The organism is Arcanobacterium bovis, from assembly GCF_004331995.1.
Classification (GTDB): domain Bacteria; phylum Actinomycetota; class Actinomycetes; order Actinomycetales; family Actinomycetaceae; genus Arcanobacterium_A; species Arcanobacterium_A bovis.
This window is the reverse complement of record NZ_SJDT01000004.1, coordinates 102,134-120,214: the sequence shown is the minus strand read 5'-3', so window position 1 is coordinate 120,214 and position 18,081 is coordinate 102,134. Positions and strand designations below refer to the sequence as shown.

Here is an 18,081-nt window from a genome sequence, read left to right as displayed (position 1 = left end):
GCTTTCGATCCACACCAACCATCATATTCTGGGATAGAGCAGACCAACAACCATATACCGTTGCGAATACTAGCGAATATTAGCCAAGATTCTTCGGCAATTTCAGCGGGCAGCCCGCACATGCAATCTGCGCCTGCATCGACAGTGCCTCGCCCGAGCTACTACACGCTCCCAAACCCGAAGAACACAAAGACGCCGCCGACCGCGCCATACCGATCCGCTCGAAATGGTCAAGCATCACTTTCACGAAAACTTCGGATGTTCCGGTTTGCAGAGCCACTTGATGCACCGTCTTCCCTTCCCGCAACAGGGAAAGGACGCGATCCGAGGCATGGGTGGAACCGCCGGAGCGCATGGCTACATCAGATTGTTCCGACGCGCGGGCACTCACCGACGACGCTCGCGTCACGGAACCGCCCGGCACACGCGAACCTGTGCGACCGTCGTCTTTCCCTCGCCACGGCAACCGAAAACTAACCATACCCTCAGCCTACTCAACCGAGGAAAAGTTTACCGATTTGGAATACTCCCACGGCCAGTATCCATGCCACTACCAGCTGCACCACCACAGCTAGGCTGGTGAGCTTTCCGCCGATGAGTCGAACCTGCTCACCCACGGTAGCCATACACGGTGTGTAGGTGAGTACGAAAACCAAGAACGCTAGGGCAGCGAGCTGCTCAAGACCAGCGCCAGCGGTCTGCTTGAATGTTTCGCCAAGGAGATTCGGTAAGACGCCGAGATCATCGCCGTTGTCTTCGGCGTCGCCTGCCGCGTCGGCATCCATGTTGTAGGACACTACAATCGATGAAACCACAGTTTCTTTAGCAACGAAGCCGGTCATTAACGCACCGGTCATGTGCCAATCGCCGAATCCTGCCGGCGCAAACACTGGCTCGAGTCCACGCGCTACCATGCCATAGGCGGATTCAGACATTGGCAACTCAGGATCAGCAAAACCGTGCTCGCCCGAACTGCTCGTTGGGATTGCACCTAGCAACCACACCAGCATTGCCATCGTGACGATAATCTTTCCAGCGCCACGTACGAATGTGAACGTGCGCTGTACTGAAATCTTTCCAAGCACGAGCAAACGCGGGAGCTGGAACGACGGCAAGATCAGCATGAGCGGTGCCTGCGACTCCGTGCGGGTAAAGAAGAATTTCAGCACCCACGCAGCCAAAACCACCATCACTACCGAAAGCACGTACATCGCAAACACAACCGTGCCCGTATTATTCGGGAAGAAAATTTTGGCGATCATCAAATAAATCGTCAAACGTGCAGAACACGAGGTGTACGGCGTGATAATCGCGGTAATCAGACGATGACGTGCCGAAGGCAACGACCTTGCCGCAGCGAGTGAGGGCAAGTTACAACCAAATCCCATAATGAGCGGCAACACCACACGCCCGTCGAGGCCAATCTTGCGCATGAGGCGATCAGCGAGGAAAGCTGCGCGCGCCATATACCCCGAGTCCTCTAGCATCGAGATCGCCACAAAAATCACGAACATGAGCGGCACGAAGGACGCCACTACACCAAGTCCGGTGGCCAGGCCATTTACCAGCAAAGACTGCACCCACGTGCCATCCAAGCCTAGTTGCGTCAAAATCCACACCACGCCATTCGCTACGGAGATAGCGCCCTCGTCGGTACTTGAGAACCATCCGTCGAACATATCTTGCAACGGCGATACCCATTCGCCCGCAAGGTGGAACAGCGCCCACATCAGTCCGAAAAAGACTGCGGTGCCGAAGAAGGGGTTGAGGAGCAACCGGTCGGCTTTGTCTGACCGTGAAAGCTTCGTCGGATCCTCGCGATGTTTGAGGACGGCGGACTCAACGCGATCTACCCATGCGAACAGCGTTTTTGCGCGCTCGAGCTGCGCTTCGGACTCTTGTGCGTCAATTACTGCGGCGGTTGCGTCGTCGAGTTTCAGTGACGACGCCGGCTCGTGACCGCATCCGCACGCATTCCGCGTACCTTCTTTCACACAGTCCTCACCTGGAGCGAGGTCTGTAGCGCAACCGCACAAGGTTTGAGCAAGGAGGTTTCGCTCATCTACCGTGGCAGTTCCACAACAGTTGCGCGGAGTTATGCACTGCGCATGTGCCCGCTGAGCAGCAGCTTCACAGTAACCAGGTGCAGTAGGATCAGCTTCCAATCCCCGAATATATGAGGGTGCAGCTAGGGCACTGCGCACAAATTCGTCTAATACCGGATAGAGCTTCGGCTTGCGTGCATCGAAGATCATCACGGGAATACCGAGCTCTTTCGAGAGCGCCGAGGGATCGATTTCGACGCCGTGGTGTTGCGCTACGTCCGCAAGCGAAATAAGAGCCGCCACTGGATGTCCGGTTTGGGCGATCTGACCAAGCAGGTAGAGCGAACGAGTGAGCGAGCTACCATCGAGAATTGCCAGCACGAGGTCGGTGTGATGTCCAAGGCTAGGATCGGTGAGTGTGCCGGGCCGCCCCGCGATTGTTTCTTCTACGACTTCTTCGTCAGGGCTGGTAGGAATAAGGGAGTAGGTTCCAGGCAAATCGAGGATACGCACCCCCAACGTGCGCCACGTGCCTGCCATAACTTCCACCGTGGTACCTGGGGCGTTGATCATCGCTTGATGTGCACCCGTTACACCATTGAACAGAGTGGATTTTCCAACATTGGTATTGCCCACCAATAACACTGTTGTGGTGGTGGCGGCGGCGTTGGAGGCATCACCGCGAAGAGTATTGTACGTTTGTGATTTGAGATTTACTTGGCTGCTCACGATTCTACTTCCTACTGCTCAACGATCTGCGCTTCAATGCGCTTGGCCCATTTGTGATCCACCGCGATGCGCGAACCAGCGATATTGACGATGAGTCCGCCGAATGCGGCTTTTTGCATAATGACGGCTTCCGCACCAACACGCACACCAAGTTCTTGCATACGAAGCACATTTTGGCGCGGCAAAGGAACGCTTGTTAAGCGAATAGGCACCCGAACAGGGCAGTCCTTGAGAATCATGGGGAAGATCCTTCTCAATCACGGAACATATCAAATTGTTGTGCCTATCCGAGCACGTGGATTGAAAACTGGCTAGGCAGATGGCGAAGATTGCTACTCAGTGCGTGAATAAATGTTTTTCCATACTGCAAGGCATTAACCGGCATGGAACACTAGCGAACAACTCACCTTCATTTAGGTTACCCTTACCAAAGGGAATTAGGAAAGCCAAACGTCCCGTAATTAAAAGTTAAATATTAGTAGAGCGTATATCAACAGGGAAAACACAAACAGATTGGACTTATTCCAATCTAACTTTATGAGTAATGAGAGATCGGGAACACTGATGCCTATAAGTACGGACTAACAAATAGATACGGGATCGCCGACCGAATAATAAGGGTAGGGGTTGAACACATTCTTACATCGAAGTGTTCAACCCCCACCCAGATTCAGTTATTGGCAAGCTTGCCTGCGAATCAACAAACTAGGCTAGCTCAGGCAAGTTTACTCATCTTTCTTAAAAGAATCGCCAACTCGCTGCGCAGCTTCTTTTACATACTCCACTGCATCTTCGGCCTTTTCAGAAACCTTATTAGCAACTTCCTTGAGCTTGCTTTCATCCTTCTGTACGCGACCTTCTGCTTCGAGCTCAGGATTGTCCGTTGCGCTTCCAACAAATTCCTTTGCTGCGCCGCCAAGTTCATTTGCCTTGTTCTTCGCAGTTTCTTCGATACCCATTGAGCACCCCCTTCCATCGGTAACACCAAACCTCAAAAACTAGGTGTCTTAGCTTTCAGTATCCTCCTATCCTTGTGCAATCGATAACCGTTGTACACCAATAGCCCAATATTCAGCTGGAAGTGAATGTAACTGGCACATAGCAGCTAAATATAGCTAGCACACAAAAGCGGGTGGATACCCCCGTATCAGGGCATCCACCCGCAAGCAGCCATCACCTAGCCAATCATATTGATAGCGCTAGATTTTGCACCGCAATCTCAAGCGATTATCAGGCTGTGGTTGCGCGCTGTGCACCACGCTCGATTGCTGCCGGAGACTCGTTCGAGATTGCCGCACGGCCAGCTTCAAGACGAGCAACTGGCACGCGGAATGGCGAACATGAAACGTAGTCCAAACCGATCTCGTGGAAGAAGTGGATCGATACCGGATCACCACCATGCTCACCACAAACACCGAGGTGAAGATCTGGGTTAGCTGCACGTCCACGCTTTGCACCCATCTTCACAACGGAACCAACTCCGCGCCAATCAATCGACTCGAATGGAGAATCTCCAAATACACCGTAATCGAAGTACTCATTGAAGAACGCCGCTTCGACGTCGTCACGCGAGAAGCCCCAGGTGGTCTGGGTAAGATCGTTCGTTCCGAACGAGAAGAAGTCCGACTCCACTGCGATACGACCAGCGGTAACAGCTGCACGCGGAAGCTCGATCATATTACCGATTGGCAGATCCAGCTCCACGCCGAATTCTTCGGAAACTTCCTTGATGATCTCAAGTGCCATATCGCGCACAATCTGCATTTCGCGAACCGAGCCGATGAGCGGCACCATGATCTCCGGACGTGGATCCTTGCCCTGCTTCTTCAACTCAGCACATGCTTCAGCAATTGCGCGAACCTGTAGCTTAATCAAGCCAGGAAGCTTGAGGCCGAGGCGAACGCCACGCAAACCAAGCATCGGGTTCTGCTCATGGTTTGCCTTCACTGCAGCGAGTAGCTTCTTCTCAGCCTCGGTAACCTCTTCACCCTTTGCTTCCTTAACAGCAAGCTCAACGGAGAGTTCGGTAAGATCAGGCAAGAACTCGTGCAAAGGAGGATCGATCAAGCGAACGGTAACAGAAAGTCCATCCATCGCCTCGAAGATTCCGATAAAGTCGCCCTTCTGAAGTGGCATGAGCGCGTCAAACGCAGCCTGCTGATCCTCATCCGTCTCAGCAAGAATAACTGCTTCAATCAGCTTGCGGCGATCACCGAGGAACATATGCTCGGTACGGCACAAACCAATACCCTCTGCACCAAATTCACGTGCACGCTGTGCGTCTTCTGGGGTGTCGGCATTAGCGCGAACCACCAAGCGACGCTTCTCATCTGCATGCGACAAGATGTGATCCACAGCGGTAACGAGTTCCTTAGTATCCTCATCAGGCGAAGCAGCCAAACCAGCTTCAAGACCCTTCGAAATGTAGGTCATAACTGGCGAATCAGTTACTGGCACTTCACCTTCAAAGATTTCACCCGAGGTGCCGTCAATTGCGATAACGTCGCCTGCCTTGTAGGTGGTATCTTGCGACTTCACATACACAGTGCCGGCTGCTTCATCAACCAAAAGATCTTCCGCGCCAACCACACAGCAACGTCCCATTCCGCGCGCCACCACAGCAGCGTGCGAAGTCTTGCCACCGCGAGCGGTAAGAACGCCCGAAGCCACAACCATTCCCTGCAAATCGTCTGGGTTGGTTTCGCGGCGAACCAAGATAACCGATGCACCAGCCTGGGTGCGGGCAACAGCCTGCTCGTTGTTGAGCACGATCTCGCCAACAGCAGCACCAGGCGATGCTGGCATACCCTTGGAGATAACCTTCTTCGAAGCAGACTTATCGAACTGCGGGAACAGCAGCGAGGTGAGCTGATCACCGGTAACGCGCGTAACCGCTTCGTCGTGCGTAATGAGGCGCTCGTTCACCAGCTGCTCAGCGATACGGAACGCGGCCGAAGCAGTACGCTTTCCAACGCGCGTTTGAAGCATCCACAGCTTGCCGCCCTGGATCGTGAACTCAATATCGCACATATCGCGGTAGTGAGTCTCGAGCTTCGTCATGATTGCGCGCAACTCGTCGTAGGAAGCTTTGTCGATCTTCTCGAGATCAGCGAGCGAAAGCGTGTTGCGGATACCTGCAACGACGTCCTCACCCTGAGCGTTCTCAAGGTAATCGCCGTACACACCCGAGTGACCTGTGGAAGGATCACGGGTGAAGCACACGCCCGTACCGGATCCTTCGCCCATATTTCCGAACACCATGGTCTGCACGTTTACTGCGGTGCCAAGGTTGTTTGGAATGTGCTCACGACGGCGGTAGATGCGAGCACGATCGGTGTTCCACGAGCGGAACACTGCCTCAACAGCCATATCAAGCTGGAAGCGTGGATCTTGCGGGAAATCTTGACCGGTTTCCTTCTTCACGATCTCTTTGTACTGTGCCACGAGCTCTTTGAGATCCTCAGTGGTCATGTCCAGATCGCCCTTGTATCCCTTGCGCTCTTGCAAGCCGTGAAGCGCCTCAGAGAAGAGATCACCCTCGATGTCCATAACCGTCTTGCCAAACATCTGGATCAGGCGGCGGTAGGAATCCCACGCAAAGCGCTCATTCCCAGACTTCTCAGCCAAACCATGCACCGACTCATCATTCAAACCGATGTTCAAAACGGTTTCCATCATGCCTGGCATCGAGAACTTTGCACCGGAACGAACCGACATCAACAATGGATCGGAAGCATCACCCAGCTTCTTGCCCATCGTCTGCTCAACGCTACGAATCGCGGCAGTTACTTCAACATCCAGCGTTTCTGGAACTTCTCCCTGACTCAGGTATGCACGGCAAGCTTCAGTTGTGATGGTAAATCCGGGAGGAACTGGCAGGCCAAGGTTGGTCATTTCTGCAAGGTTCGCACCCTTACCACCGAGCAGATCCTTCTGATCTTTGTCTCCTTCGGTGAAGTTATATACATACTTCGTCATTTATTTCCCTCCGTTGGGGCTGTGTTTGTTGCAGCTGATCATCGCCGCATTCTTCAGTTACCGAATTATTCGGTCCGCCTAACATATTACCTCAACCGCGATTTTAGGGGGTAACCGAGCCGATTGTTTTCGTTGGAACAATTGTGCGACTTCATGAAACAATGTAGTGAAAATTTCATCTACCCCCACACCTTCTCAGCACGCCACCTGCTCTGAACGCCACGGCATCTCAGTCACCCAGACACATCATCCCACCTGTTCAGCACCGCACTTAATAAGGACCACCCCATGACTCTCCTGCTCGCCGTTATCTACGCGGCGTTCATTTCCCTCGGACTTCCCGACGCCGTTGTGGGCGCCTCGTGGCCCTCGCTCGCGCCTTCACTTCACGCCGATCCTGCCGGTGCGGGAATCATCTCGATGATTGTGTGCATCGGAACTATCACCGCTTCTTTTGCCTCGGTTGCACTGCTACGACGTTTCGGCACAGTTAAAATCTCTATCACATCGGTGGCACTAACTGCCGTGACGCTCCTCGGCTACTCGGTTGCGCCGTCGTTCCTCTGGCTGTGTATTCTTGCCCTCCCACTGGGCCTCGGTGCCGGCGCAATCGATGCCGCCATCAACGCCTTTGTATCGCTCAACTACTCCACTCGGCACAACAATTGGCTTCACGCATTCTGGGGAGTTGGCGCTTCATTGGGTCCGCTCATCGTGGGCTTTTGGCTCAATTGGCGGGCACAATGGCGCCCCGCGTACGTCACCGTGGCACTGCTACAGTTCGCGTTGATGTTTTTGCTGATCGCCTCCAGAAAATTGTGGGAAGGTGTGGAACACGCCGCCACGCCGGATGATTTTTCGCATGACGACGCCGTAGCGCAGCTTTCGCCGTGGTACAGGCTTCCCCACATCACGCCTATCCTGTGTGGATTCTTCCTCTATTGCGCTGTGGAACTAACTACCGGATTGTGGGGCGCAACCTTTTTGGTGCAGTATCACCATATTTGCCCGTCACTTGCCGCGGCGGGATCCGCAGGTTTTTATATCGGAATCACTGTGGGACGCTTCATTGCGGGATTTGCGGCGGAAAAATTCTCCAACCTCGTGCTTTTGCGGGTAGGTTCGGCGATTATTGTGACAGGCGCAGTCGTCTCCCTGTTGTCACCATTTGCAGTAGGCGCAGTAGCTGGCTTTATTATGATCGGTCTGGGCTGCGCACCAATCTATCCGGTGATACTCAAAGAGACTGCACGACGGCTTGGCGCAGCTAATACACAGCGTGCGATGGGTTTGCAGATGGGATTCGCTTACACCGGACAGCTACTCATGCCACCGGCGGTGGGCTACCTTATGACACGTATCGACCCGGTATTAATGCCGGTATTTGTGCTGCTAGGTACTGGAGCTATGATTGCATGCCACGAGTACGTAGAAAAAGCTGTTATGAAGAACAAATAGCACGAACCTCACGTTTACCCCATTCACGACTCGCCCACAATATCCATTGTAACATCAAACTTCTTTGTAATATTGAGGCGGAAAATAGCCATTACCAGCAAAGTTTTTTAATTCCCAATACGAAAAGTATCACTTTATTGAGAAATATGCTCTACACTTGTTTGCATGGAAACAATGGCGTTGACATTCAAGATTGGCACGGCCTCAGCTGCCGTCCAAATTGAAGGTGATTTACCAAGAACAAACTGGCATGCCTGGGCTGAAAAGCCCGGAAGTATTAAGGATGGCACGAGCCCAGAACCGGCAACGGGTCACTGGAAACGGTGGCGGGAAGATAACGCGCTCATGCAGGAATTACACCTGCAAATTGCACGTATTTCTCTCGATTGGACTCGCATCGAACCGCGCCGTGGGCAGTGGGACGAAACCGCCGTCGCCCGTTATCGAGAAGAACTCATTGACCTCAAAGAACGCGGAATCGAACCGCTCGTCACCCTGCACCATTTCAGTCATCCGCAGTGGTTTGAAGAGATGGGTGGATTCGCCAAAGAGCAAAACATCTCACTGTTCATCCGCTTTGTGGCAAAAATTCTTGCGGAATTTGGCGATCTGGTGAGCGACTGGAACACCATCAACGAACCCAATGTATTTGCCACTCAGTCGTTCCTTTACAACGAGACTCCCCCTGGCGGCAAGAGCTGGCGTAAAGCACTCACAACGATGCGGAACTTCGCAATCGCCCACATTCGAGCATACAAACTAATCCATAGCACACTCGATGCGCCTGGCCGCACGATCAACGTATCCATCGCACACCATATTCGCGGATTCACACCACTCAATCCGAAGAATCCTGTGCATCGAGCCTTCGCAAAAATCGACGATTACCTCTACAATCGACTGATCGAAAATGCGTGCTACAACGGCAATTTTCACCCCCTCTTGGGACGGCCGCCATGCGACATTCAGCGCGGGCACTACTGCGACGTCGTCGCCATCAATTACTACACGCGCTCCACTGTGCGTGGTCTGACCGATGGAGTATTCCCCGGCGCGCCAGTAAATGATTTGGGCTGGGAAATCTATCCGCAAGGTATCGTGGAGTGCGCCCGTGAACTGCACGAACGCCACCGTTTGCCAATTTGGATCACTGAGAACGGCACCGCGGACAATGGTAGCGACACCGAGCTGGAACGATTCCGACCTAAATACCTCCTTGACCACTTTGCAGCAATGGCAGCGAGCGGATTACCCTTCGAGCGCTACTACCATTGGTGTTTTGTGGACAACTGGGAGTGGTCCGAAGGAATGGTGCCACATTTTGGCATCGTTCACCTCGATCCCACCACTTTGGAGCGCACCCCGAAGCCCTCGGCATATATGCTGCGTGACATCATTGACCAAGGAAAAATCAACGACGATATTTACCAAAGGTACGTAAAATGACTGAAATGATTTACGACGACGCCATCGACACCAACCGTCGTCCTGACGTGAAAAAGAGCTGGGTGAGCGCGTATGGGCTCCTCTACTTTGCCACTTGTGTGTCTTGGGCAGCTCCGAGCCAGCTACTCCTCGGCATGCAAATGCAGCAGCTCGATGCATCTAACAAAGAGGCTATGCTCGGCGTGCTCATGACCATTGGCGGAACCGTGCAGGTAATAACGTCAATTTTTGCCGGATCGCTCTCTGATCGCACGAGAACGCGCTGGGGCAAACGCTTGCCGTGGATACTAGTTGGCGGCTTCGGCGCTTGTGCGATGCTGTTCTTCATATCCTTCACTCCGAGTTACTGGGTGATGGTAACCGCCTGGGCTGCGTTCCAGTTCTTCACAGTACTGAGCACGAATAATATCCTTACGCTCACTCCAGACACGGTACCTCAGCGCCAATACGGCATGGTATCGGGAGTGCTGGGCGCAACGTTCACATTTGGCCTGGTGGGCGGCACAATCGTTGCCGAAGCATTCCCGCTTCAAACTGCGTATATCGTAGTAGTAGGTCTGTTCGTGGCGATACTTCTCACCTATACCCTCACTGGAACTTGGAAGCACTCACGCGATATTCACGCAGCTGAGACCAAAGAACGGGCTCGCACAGAAGCCGACAATCTCGCCAACAATATTGCGGCGATTACCCACTCGCTTCACGATTACGTTGATTACCTGTGGGTTTTCGCAGCACGCTTCGTTGTACACCTAGGAAATTATGTTGCGCTCTTCTTTTTGTACTACTACCTGCAAGATCAGATTAAGCTTGAAGATCCCGAAGGCGGAGTCCTTATCCTCACCGTTGTCTACGCAGCAGTGACTATTCTTTCCGCAATTGTGGGCGGAAAATGGTCTGATAAAGTGCAAAAACGCAAAATATTTGTGGTTGCATCGGCGCTCTTGGCTGGAGGCGCAGCAATCATGATGGCATTCGTACACACGTGGCCAATGGTTATCACCGCCGGAATTATCCTGGGTATCGGTTGGGGCACGTTCACTTCTGTAGACCAAGCGTTGATCAACGAAGTTCTGCCCTACGCCCAAACTCGTGCACGAGATATGTCGATCATGACGCTCACTGTGGGAATCACGAATATGCTCGCAGGCATTTCGGCCACATTCGCACTCAAAGTCTTTGGCGGATACCCGGGCCTTTATATCTGCACGGGCATAATTACGGTGATTGGAGCGTTGCTAGTGCTTCCGGTTAAACGAAGCCGCTAGCAAGCAACAACGCAAGAGGCGAGTAGCTAGCGGCTGGTAACTAACGGCAGCAAGGAGCAGTCGTTAGTTACCGAGCACTAACAACTGGAAACTAATCGCTACTAGCTCCCCAATACTTCACGGCGCGCGTCCACAAAAGCAGCGATTGCCCGATCGAGATCATCTTTGCTCAATTTGGCATTCAGTTGCGTACGGATGCGCGCCTTACCCATTGGAACCACTGGATACGAAAATGCCCGAACGTAAACACCACGGGCAAGAATCGCGTCTGCCATTTTCGCGGCCACAACGGCGTCGCCAAACATCACCGGAACGATCGGGTGGGTTGATTCGGGAATTTCGAATCCTTCTTCGCACATGCGCTGACGAAAATACTGCGTATTCTCACGCAAACGAGTCAACAACTCAGAAGACTCTTTGAGCAGCTCAATCACCTTCAAAGTAGCTCCGGCGATGGCCGGCGCAAGAGAGTTCGAGAACAGATACGGCCGCGATTTTTGACGCAGCGTCGCTACAATTTCACGGCGCGCACAGGTGTATCCACCCGACGCCCCACCCAAAGCTTTACCCAATGTGCCAGTGAGAATGTCGACGCGGTCACTCACCCCAAAATGCTCAGGTGTACCTGCGCCAGTTTGCCCCATAAATCCGACTGCGTGCGAATCATCAACCATAACCAACGCGCCATACTTATCGGCTAGATCGCAAATTTCTGGCAGCGGCGCCAGGTAGCCGTCCATGGAAAATACGCCATCGGTTGCGATCACAGTAAAGCGCGACGACGCCGTCGCCTCCCGCAACTTCGCCTCAAGATCAGCCATATCGCGGTTCTTGTATCGGAAACGAGCCGCCTTGGACAAGCGTACGCCGTCGATGATCGAGGCATGGTTCAATTCATCAGAGATAATTGCGTCCTCGGCACCAAACAGGGTTTCGAACAAACCGCCGTTGGCATCGAAACAGGACGAGTACAAGATCGTATCCCACTCGTCGTCGCCCTCTGTGGCGGAGACCTCGGTGGCGGAGGTTTCGGTAGCGGCGACCTCAGCGGCAGTGTCCACCTGAGCACCATCGGAAGAAACGCCAGCTCGCGGGTGCAAAAACGACGTCAGTGCTGCTTCGAGCGTCGTGTGCTGCGTTTGCGTGCCACAGATGAAACGAACTGAACTCATTCCGAATCCCCATTTATCCATCGCCGTTTTCGCAGCGGCGATGAGCTCAGGGGAATCCGCGAGGCCAAGGTAGTTATTGGCGCATAGATTGAGCACGTCGCGTCCATCTTCAACGCCGATATGCGTAGCTTGCGCAGTGGTGAGCGCTTCTTCGTTCTTATATAAACCCTGCTCACGTAGCTCATTCAATTGTCCGGAGAGGAATGTACGCATCGGTTCATAGCTTTGTACACTCATTTTACTACCTCGTGTTCGTGTTGTTTTTCTGCTGCTTGAGTTTCTGTTTACTGTTTAGTTTCTGCGTTTTGAAGCTTGTGCGCCCTGAAGCTCCTACGGCCTGACGCTTCTGCAGCCTCAAGCCTCTACGTTCTGCTGTTCACCAAGTGGATTAGTGCTGCTAGTCAGTGTTCCCAGTTAGTATTCCTCGCATGCCGTTACGCCGCTCGCCGCTTAGCTTTCCCAGTTCAGCACAACTTTTCCAGACTTGCCGTTCGCTGCGATAGCAAAGGCTTCTTCGAAGTCTGTGTAGGGCAAACGATCAGTGATAACACCCGAAATATCAAGACCAGAGCTCACAAGAGCCGAGGCCGCGTACCATGTTTCAAAAATGCGACGCCCAGTTACGCCCTGAATAGTGAGCATATTGAAAATTACTGTGGTCAGATCAAGTGAGACTTCCGAAATTGGGGTGCCTAGCAGCGCCATTCGGCCACCATGCACCATGTGGTTAATCATCGAGCGAATTGCAACCGGCGAACCAGACATCTCAAGCCCCACATCGAAGCCTTCTTTTAGCCCGAGCGCGCCAAATGTCTCTTTTAGCTCACTGTGCCCAACATTGATGGTGTTTTTAATGCCGAGCTTTTTGGCCAGCTCAAGGCGTTCATCGGAGAGATCCGAGAGCACCACATTGCGCGCCCCTTGGAATTGAGCTACCAATGCCGCCATGATTCCAATCGGGCCAGCACCGGAAACAAGCACGTCCTCCGCCAAACACGGGAATTGCAAAGCAGTGTGCACAGCATTGCCGAACGGATCGAAAATAGCGGCAACGTCGAGGTCAATATTCTGCGGGTGTACCCACACATTCGCAGCTGGAAATACAAAATATTCGCTCATAGCACCGTCGACGGCGTAGCCAATCCCCTGCGTATTGGCACAAACTTCACGCCGTCCCGCCAAACACGCCCGGCAACGCCCACACACATAGTGCCCCTCACCGGAGACAATCTGCCCGAGTTCCAATCCCGTGACCAGCTCGCCCACTTCAACGATCCGCCCACAAAACTCGTGTCCAATAATTCGCGGCGTCTGCACCACCTTCTGTGCCCACGGATCCCACCGCTGGATGTGCACGTCAGTTCCACAAATTCCAGTACGAAGCACCTGCACCTTAACGTCATTTGGTCCTACTTCAGGTTCAGGAATATCAATAAGCTCAAGGCCTACCTGTGGCTTTGTTTTTACTAGGGCTTTCATATGCACTCCATGATGTTGCACTATATCTTTATTGCTATGCGGTTAGACATTCAGCTTTCCAGACAAAGGCTCTCTGTCATGCCGGCTTAAGCATCGCATGCGGCCAGCGGCGGTCTGGTTGAGCAGTCAGTTACAAGTAGCGAACAGGCGTTCACCCAACTCTTGCACACGTTCACACAGTTCATCGCGGATCATGTTCATCCGCTCCGCACCGTCGATGCCACGCAAGGAAGGCTCGTCCGTTTCCCACCGCTCAATCTGCGCTTTCATACCAGGCACCGGCTCAACCTGCGCTTCCTTCCCGATGATGACGACGGCGTCTGCGCACCGTAACGCATCGGCGTCGATCGCTTTGGGAAACTCGCCCTCAAAACTCGCTCCAGCTGCTTGGATGCTCTGCTCTGACTCGGAGTTGAGGTTTGTGCCCGGATGCGTACCAGCTGATGTAACGTCAACACGCTCGGCATACATATGTCGCATCAAAGCAGCAGCCATCTGACTTTTCCCTGCATTTTTCACACAAATGAAAAGTATCTTGGGTCTCGGCTGTGTGGTGTCCGGTTGAGGCATATTGTCTCCTCTGAGCGGGGATAGGTAAGTGGTCTACCTCCAATATCCTATCCCTATTCAAAGCAGAAAGCTCCGCCCAATTTCAGCATGTGCGAATTTGTTGAAACAGGCATTAACACGAGCTTTTGAGAGGAGGCGCATTGTAAAATGGCTTTGAGACTGGCAATGCCCGCTATGAAAGGAACGACGTGAATACGTTTCCCTCGGATGCACAATCAATCAATGAATCTCAACTTCGCAATCTTGCACGTCAGATGGGGAAACTAGACGCAATGGCCTTCGATGTGGATGGCACTATTGCTGACGGCGAATCCTACGTGTCTGATCGCACTATCGCGGCGTTGCGAGCATTAAGCGAGCGAGGCATTGAAATCATCATCGTTACTGGTCGTCTTTGGGATTCTGCAGCTGAGATTATGCGCAGAGCAGGGCACGACGGAATCGCAATCGGTTCAAATGGAGCTATTATCGGGCACTCTTCCACTGGTGAGATTTTCCACTCACAACCGCTCACGGCTGACGAATCACGCACGATCATTGAGATCGGTAAAAAATACGATCTCATCACAACCATATTTTCTGAGGATTCCATCTACGTGGAACAGCTCGATATGAGCAGTGATTTTTTGAAGGGCGCTCATCAGAATCTCCCTATCAAAGTGCAAGATTTCTCCACGATTGAACCACACCACATCTTCAAGATGATGTTCGGGCACATGGATGCCTCCTATCTTGACGAGATCTCTCCTGAAATTCTCAAGCATTGTCCAAGCGCACAGCGCTCAATCGACAACTTTTTTGACATCGCTTCGCTCAGCGAGGGAAAAGGAAAAGCAATGCGCATTGTGGCAGAAAAGACGGGTATCTCACTTGATCGCGTTGCCGGATTTGGCGACGGTGGCAACGACGTTGAATGGCTAGAAATTATTGGCTGGCCAGTAGCGATGGGCAATGCTCGTGCTGAGGTAAAAGACATTTCGCGTGCGTGCATTGGACATCATGCAGACGATGCAGTCGCGCAGTTCTTGGAGATTTACGTTGACGAATTTGATCGTGAGTTTGCGGACGAGCAGTCATAACGTTGAATCTTGGGGCGTTTTTGCAAACATCTCGATATATGTTGAGATGTTTGCAAAACTTCACCAAAAATCTGGCAGTGCTAGCTTTGGTTGCCTTGGCAACGAGCGTGTGTGCTGACATGAGGGGGCGGTGTGGATCTCCACACCGCCCCCTCACAACTAGCACTTTGCGTAGCTACGGTACTTGCACAGTTAGCGCCGCTTACTCAGTAAGATCAGCCTGCACGGTAGCTTCTTCGGTTCCAGTATCCTCAGCATCAGCCTCCGGCACGAGATTGGTAGGCTGAGCTAAACCATCAATTTGCTCGCCGCCGCTACCGCGCTTCACGCCTTCTGGGAGCTGGAAATCCGAATCATATCCAGTGAATGTAAAGCTCATCGGGATATCTTCTTTATCCACGTCCACGACGATCGTCTGTCCAGCAGAAAATTCACCGAAAAGCAGCTTCTCAGAGAGAACATCTTCGATATCGCGTTGAATCGCACGACGCAGCGGACGCGCACCCAACACTGGATCGTAGCCACGATCGGCCAAAAGTTGCTTCGCATCTTGCGATAGCGCAAGCGACATTCCCTTGTCGTTTAGGCGCAAATCGAGCTTGCGAATCATCAAATCGACGATCTGCAAAATCTCTGGGCGCTCCAGCTGCGGGAACACGATGATGTCGTCCACACGGTTGAGGAACTCAGGCCGGAAGTGGTTCTTGAGCTCCTCATTCACGCGCAGCTTCATGCGCTCATACGAGGTGGACACATCGCCGTCCATCTGGAAACCAGTCACAACTCCCTTGGCAATATCCTTCGCACCCAAGTTCGTGGTCATGATGATAATAGTGTTCTTGAAGTCAACCACACGACCCTGCGAATCCGTGAGTCGGCCTTCTTCCAAAATTTGCAACAGAGAGTTGAACAAATCCTGGTGTGCTTTTTCGATCTCGTCGAAAAGCACCACCGAGAATGGCTTACGACGCACCTTCTCGGTTAGCTGACCACCTTCGTCGTACCCAACATATCCCGGAGGGGCACCAAAGAGGCGCGACACCGTGTGCTTCTCCTGGTACTCCGACATATCCAGAGTGATCAAAGCTTCTTCATCACCAAACAAGAATTCCGCGAGCGCCTTGGCAAGTTCCGTCTTTCCCACGCCGGTCGGACCAGCAAAAATGAACGAGCCACCGGGGCGGTTCGGATCCTTCAAACCAGCGCGCGAACGGCGAATTGCCTGCGAGATCGACTTAACTGCCTCATGCTGACCAATAACACGTTTGTGGAGCTCTTCCTCCATCCGCAACAACTTGGCCGATTCAGCCTCAGTAAGTTTGAATACTGGGATACCAGTGGACATCGACAGCACTTCTGCAATGAGGTCTTCGTCCACCACGGAGACGACGTCCAAGTCGCCGTCTTTCCATGCCTGCTCACGCTCGGAACGCTGCGTACTCAGCTGCTGTTCCTTATCGCGCAAAGCGGCGGCCTTCTCGAAGTCCTGGCCGTCGATAGCAGCTTCTTTGTCGGCACGCACAAGCGCAATCTGCTCATCAAGCTCACGCAACTCTGGCGGCGCCGTCATCTTCTGGATTGCCAGGCGAGCACCAGCTTCGTCGATAAGATCAATGGCCTTATCAGGCAAGAAACGATCATTAATGTAGCGATCAGCCATAGTAGCAGCAGCTTCAAGCGCCTCATCCGTAATCGTTACGCGGTGGTAAGCCTCGTAGCGGTCACGCAGCCCCTCAAGAATTGCGATCGTTTCTTTCACCGTCGGCTGCTCAACCTGAATCGGCTGGAAACGCCGTTCAAGAGCAGCATCTTTTTCAATGTACTTACGGTATTCGTCGAGGGTGGTGGCACCGATAACCTGCAACTCGCCACGCGCCATCATAGGTTTCAATAACGACGCCGCATCCAGAGCGCCTTCTGCTGCACCCGCGCCCACCAAGGTGTGGATTTCGTCGATAAAGAGGATAATGTCGCCACGTGTATTGATCTCTTTGAGAATCTTCTTCATGCGATCTTCAAAATCGCCACGATAGCGCGAACCGGCCACCAATGAGCCCATATCCAGCGAATAGAGTTGCTTTTCTTTAAGCGTCTCTGGCACATCACCAGCAGCAATCGCCTGGGCAAGCCCCTCAACAACTGCCGTTTTACCAACGCCAGGCTCGCCAATCAGCACTGGATTATTCTTCGTACGGCGTGAAAGTACCTGCATCACACGCTGCGATTCATTGTGCCGGCCAATCACCGGATCGAGCTTGTTCTCGCGAGCAGACTGGGTGAGATTACGGCCATACTGATCAAGGATCGTTGAGCCGCTCTTGCCGCCGTCGCGCTGCGATCCAGCACCAACGCCAACAGCTTCCTTACCTTGGTAGCCAGAAAGCAGCTGAGTAACTTGATTACGCACCTTCGTAAGATCGGCGCCGAGCTTCACCAATACCTGCGCTGCAACACCTTCCTGCTCGCGGCAAAGACCGAGCAGAAGGTGCTCAGTGCCGATGTAGGAATGACCCAACTGCAAGCCCTCACGCATCGCATATTCGAGCACTTTCTTCGCACGCGGAGTAAACGGAATATGACCCGACGGTTCTTCTTGCCCTTCACCGATGATGTCTACAACCTGCTCACGCACTGCATCGAACGAAACATCAAGGGCTTCGAGCGCCTTGGCGGCCACGCCTTCGCCTTCTTTAATGAGTCCGAGCAAAATATGCTCAGTTCCCAGATAGTTATGTTTCAGGCTACGAGCCTCGACCTGAGCCAAAACAATGACTCGGCGAGCCCGATCTGTAAACCGTTCGAACAATGTGCTCTCCTTGGTAGGAATTTGACCATCATGCGCCTCACAGGCGCGCCA

Annotated in this window: 13 protein-coding genes; 4 read left to right on the top strand and 9 right to left on the bottom strand. The window is 52.9% G+C overall.

The window, feature by feature from the left end:
• Nucleotides 1–79 precede the first annotated feature (79 nt).
• The 5 genes from EZJ44_RS05915 to ppdK form a co-directional block, all read right to left on the bottom strand.
• Complete coding sequence (locus EZJ44_RS05915; RefSeq protein ID WP_131281275.1) at nt 80–481, bottom strand: hypothetical protein; 402 nt, start codon at nt 479–481, stop codon at nt 80–82.
• Between the two features lie 13 nt (nt 482–494).
• Nucleotides 495–2,774, bottom strand: coding sequence for a ferrous iron transport protein B (gene feoB, locus EZJ44_RS05910; protein WP_241658612.1), 2,280 nt, complete (start codon nt 2,772–2,774; stop codon nt 495–497).
• Between the two features lie 11 nt (nt 2,775–2,785).
• Nucleotides 2,786–3,013 carry a FeoA family protein gene (locus tag EZJ44_RS05905; protein ID WP_131281273.1) on the bottom strand — a complete coding sequence of 76 codons (228 nt, stop codon included), beginning with the start codon at nt 3,011–3,013 and terminating at the stop codon, nt 2,786–2,788.
• Nucleotides 3,014–3,499: 486 nt separating this feature from the next.
• On the bottom strand, nt 3,500–3,733 hold the full coding sequence (locus tag EZJ44_RS05900; protein WP_131281271.1) for a CsbD family protein: 234 nt from the start codon (nt 3,731–3,733) through the stop codon (nt 3,500–3,502).
• A gap of 271 nt (nt 3,734–4,004) precedes the next feature.
• Nucleotides 4,005–6,752: a pyruvate, phosphate dikinase gene (gene ppdK / locus EZJ44_RS05895; protein WP_131281269.1), complete on the bottom strand. Its 2,748-nt coding sequence runs from the start codon at nt 6,750–6,752 to the stop codon at nt 4,005–4,007.
• A 288-nt stretch (nt 6,753–7,040) separates the two neighbouring features.
• Here ppdK and EZJ44_RS05890 point away from each other — a divergent pair, with 288 nt between their 5' ends.
• The 3 genes from EZJ44_RS05890 to EZJ44_RS05880 all read left to right on the top strand — a co-directional run bounded on the left by EZJ44_RS05890 (nt 7,041) and on the right by EZJ44_RS05880 (nt 10,924).
• On the top strand, nt 7,041–8,210 hold the full coding sequence (locus tag EZJ44_RS05890; RefSeq protein ID WP_131281267.1) for an MFS transporter: 1,170 nt from the start codon (nt 7,041–7,043) through the stop codon (nt 8,208–8,210).
• A 165-nt stretch (nt 8,211–8,375) separates the two neighbouring features.
• A complete protein-coding gene (locus EZJ44_RS05885; RefSeq protein ID WP_206661858.1) occupies nt 8,376–9,656 on the top strand; it encodes a glycoside hydrolase family 1 protein in 1,281 nt (426 codons plus the stop codon).
• A complete protein-coding gene (locus tag EZJ44_RS05880) occupies nt 9,653–10,924 on the top strand; it encodes an MFS transporter (RefSeq protein WP_131281265.1) in 1,272 nt (423 codons plus the stop codon). The genes EZJ44_RS05885 and EZJ44_RS05880 overlap by 4 nt, the downstream gene beginning before the upstream one ends.
• Nucleotides 10,925–11,025: 101 nt before the next feature.
• On the opposite strand, the gene EZJ44_RS05875 is transcribed toward EZJ44_RS05880, so the two are convergent.
• From EZJ44_RS05875 to EZJ44_RS05865, 3 genes are all read right to left on the bottom strand, one after another.
• On the bottom strand, nt 11,026–12,333 hold the full coding sequence (locus tag EZJ44_RS05875; RefSeq protein WP_206661857.1) for a glycine C-acetyltransferase: 1,308 nt from the start codon (nt 12,331–12,333) through the stop codon (nt 11,026–11,028).
• A 213-nt stretch (nt 12,334–12,546) separates the two neighbouring features.
• Nucleotides 12,547–13,575, bottom strand: coding sequence for an L-threonine 3-dehydrogenase (tdh, locus tag EZJ44_RS05870; protein ID WP_131281263.1), 1,029 nt, complete (start codon nt 13,573–13,575; stop codon nt 12,547–12,549).
• Nucleotides 13,576–13,701: 126 nt separating this feature from the next.
• A complete protein-coding gene (locus EZJ44_RS05865) occupies nt 13,702–14,145 on the bottom strand; it encodes an arsenate-mycothiol transferase ArsC (protein ID WP_131281261.1) in 444 nt (147 codons plus the stop codon).
• Nucleotides 14,146–14,333: 188 nt separating this feature from the next.
• On the opposite strand from EZJ44_RS05865, the gene EZJ44_RS05860 reads away from it, so the two are divergent.
• Nucleotides 14,334–15,224 carry an HAD family hydrolase gene (locus EZJ44_RS05860; RefSeq protein ID WP_131281259.1) on the top strand — a complete coding sequence of 297 codons (891 nt, stop codon included), beginning with the start codon at nt 14,334–14,336 and terminating at the stop codon, nt 15,222–15,224.
• A 202-nt stretch (nt 15,225–15,426) separates the two neighbouring features.
• On the opposite strand, the gene EZJ44_RS05855 is transcribed toward EZJ44_RS05860, so the two are convergent.
• Nucleotides 15,427–18,030, bottom strand: coding sequence for an ATP-dependent Clp protease ATP-binding subunit (locus tag EZJ44_RS05855; RefSeq protein ID WP_131281257.1), 2,604 nt, complete (start codon nt 18,028–18,030; stop codon nt 15,427–15,429).
• Nucleotides 18,031–18,081: the final 51 nt, after the last annotated feature.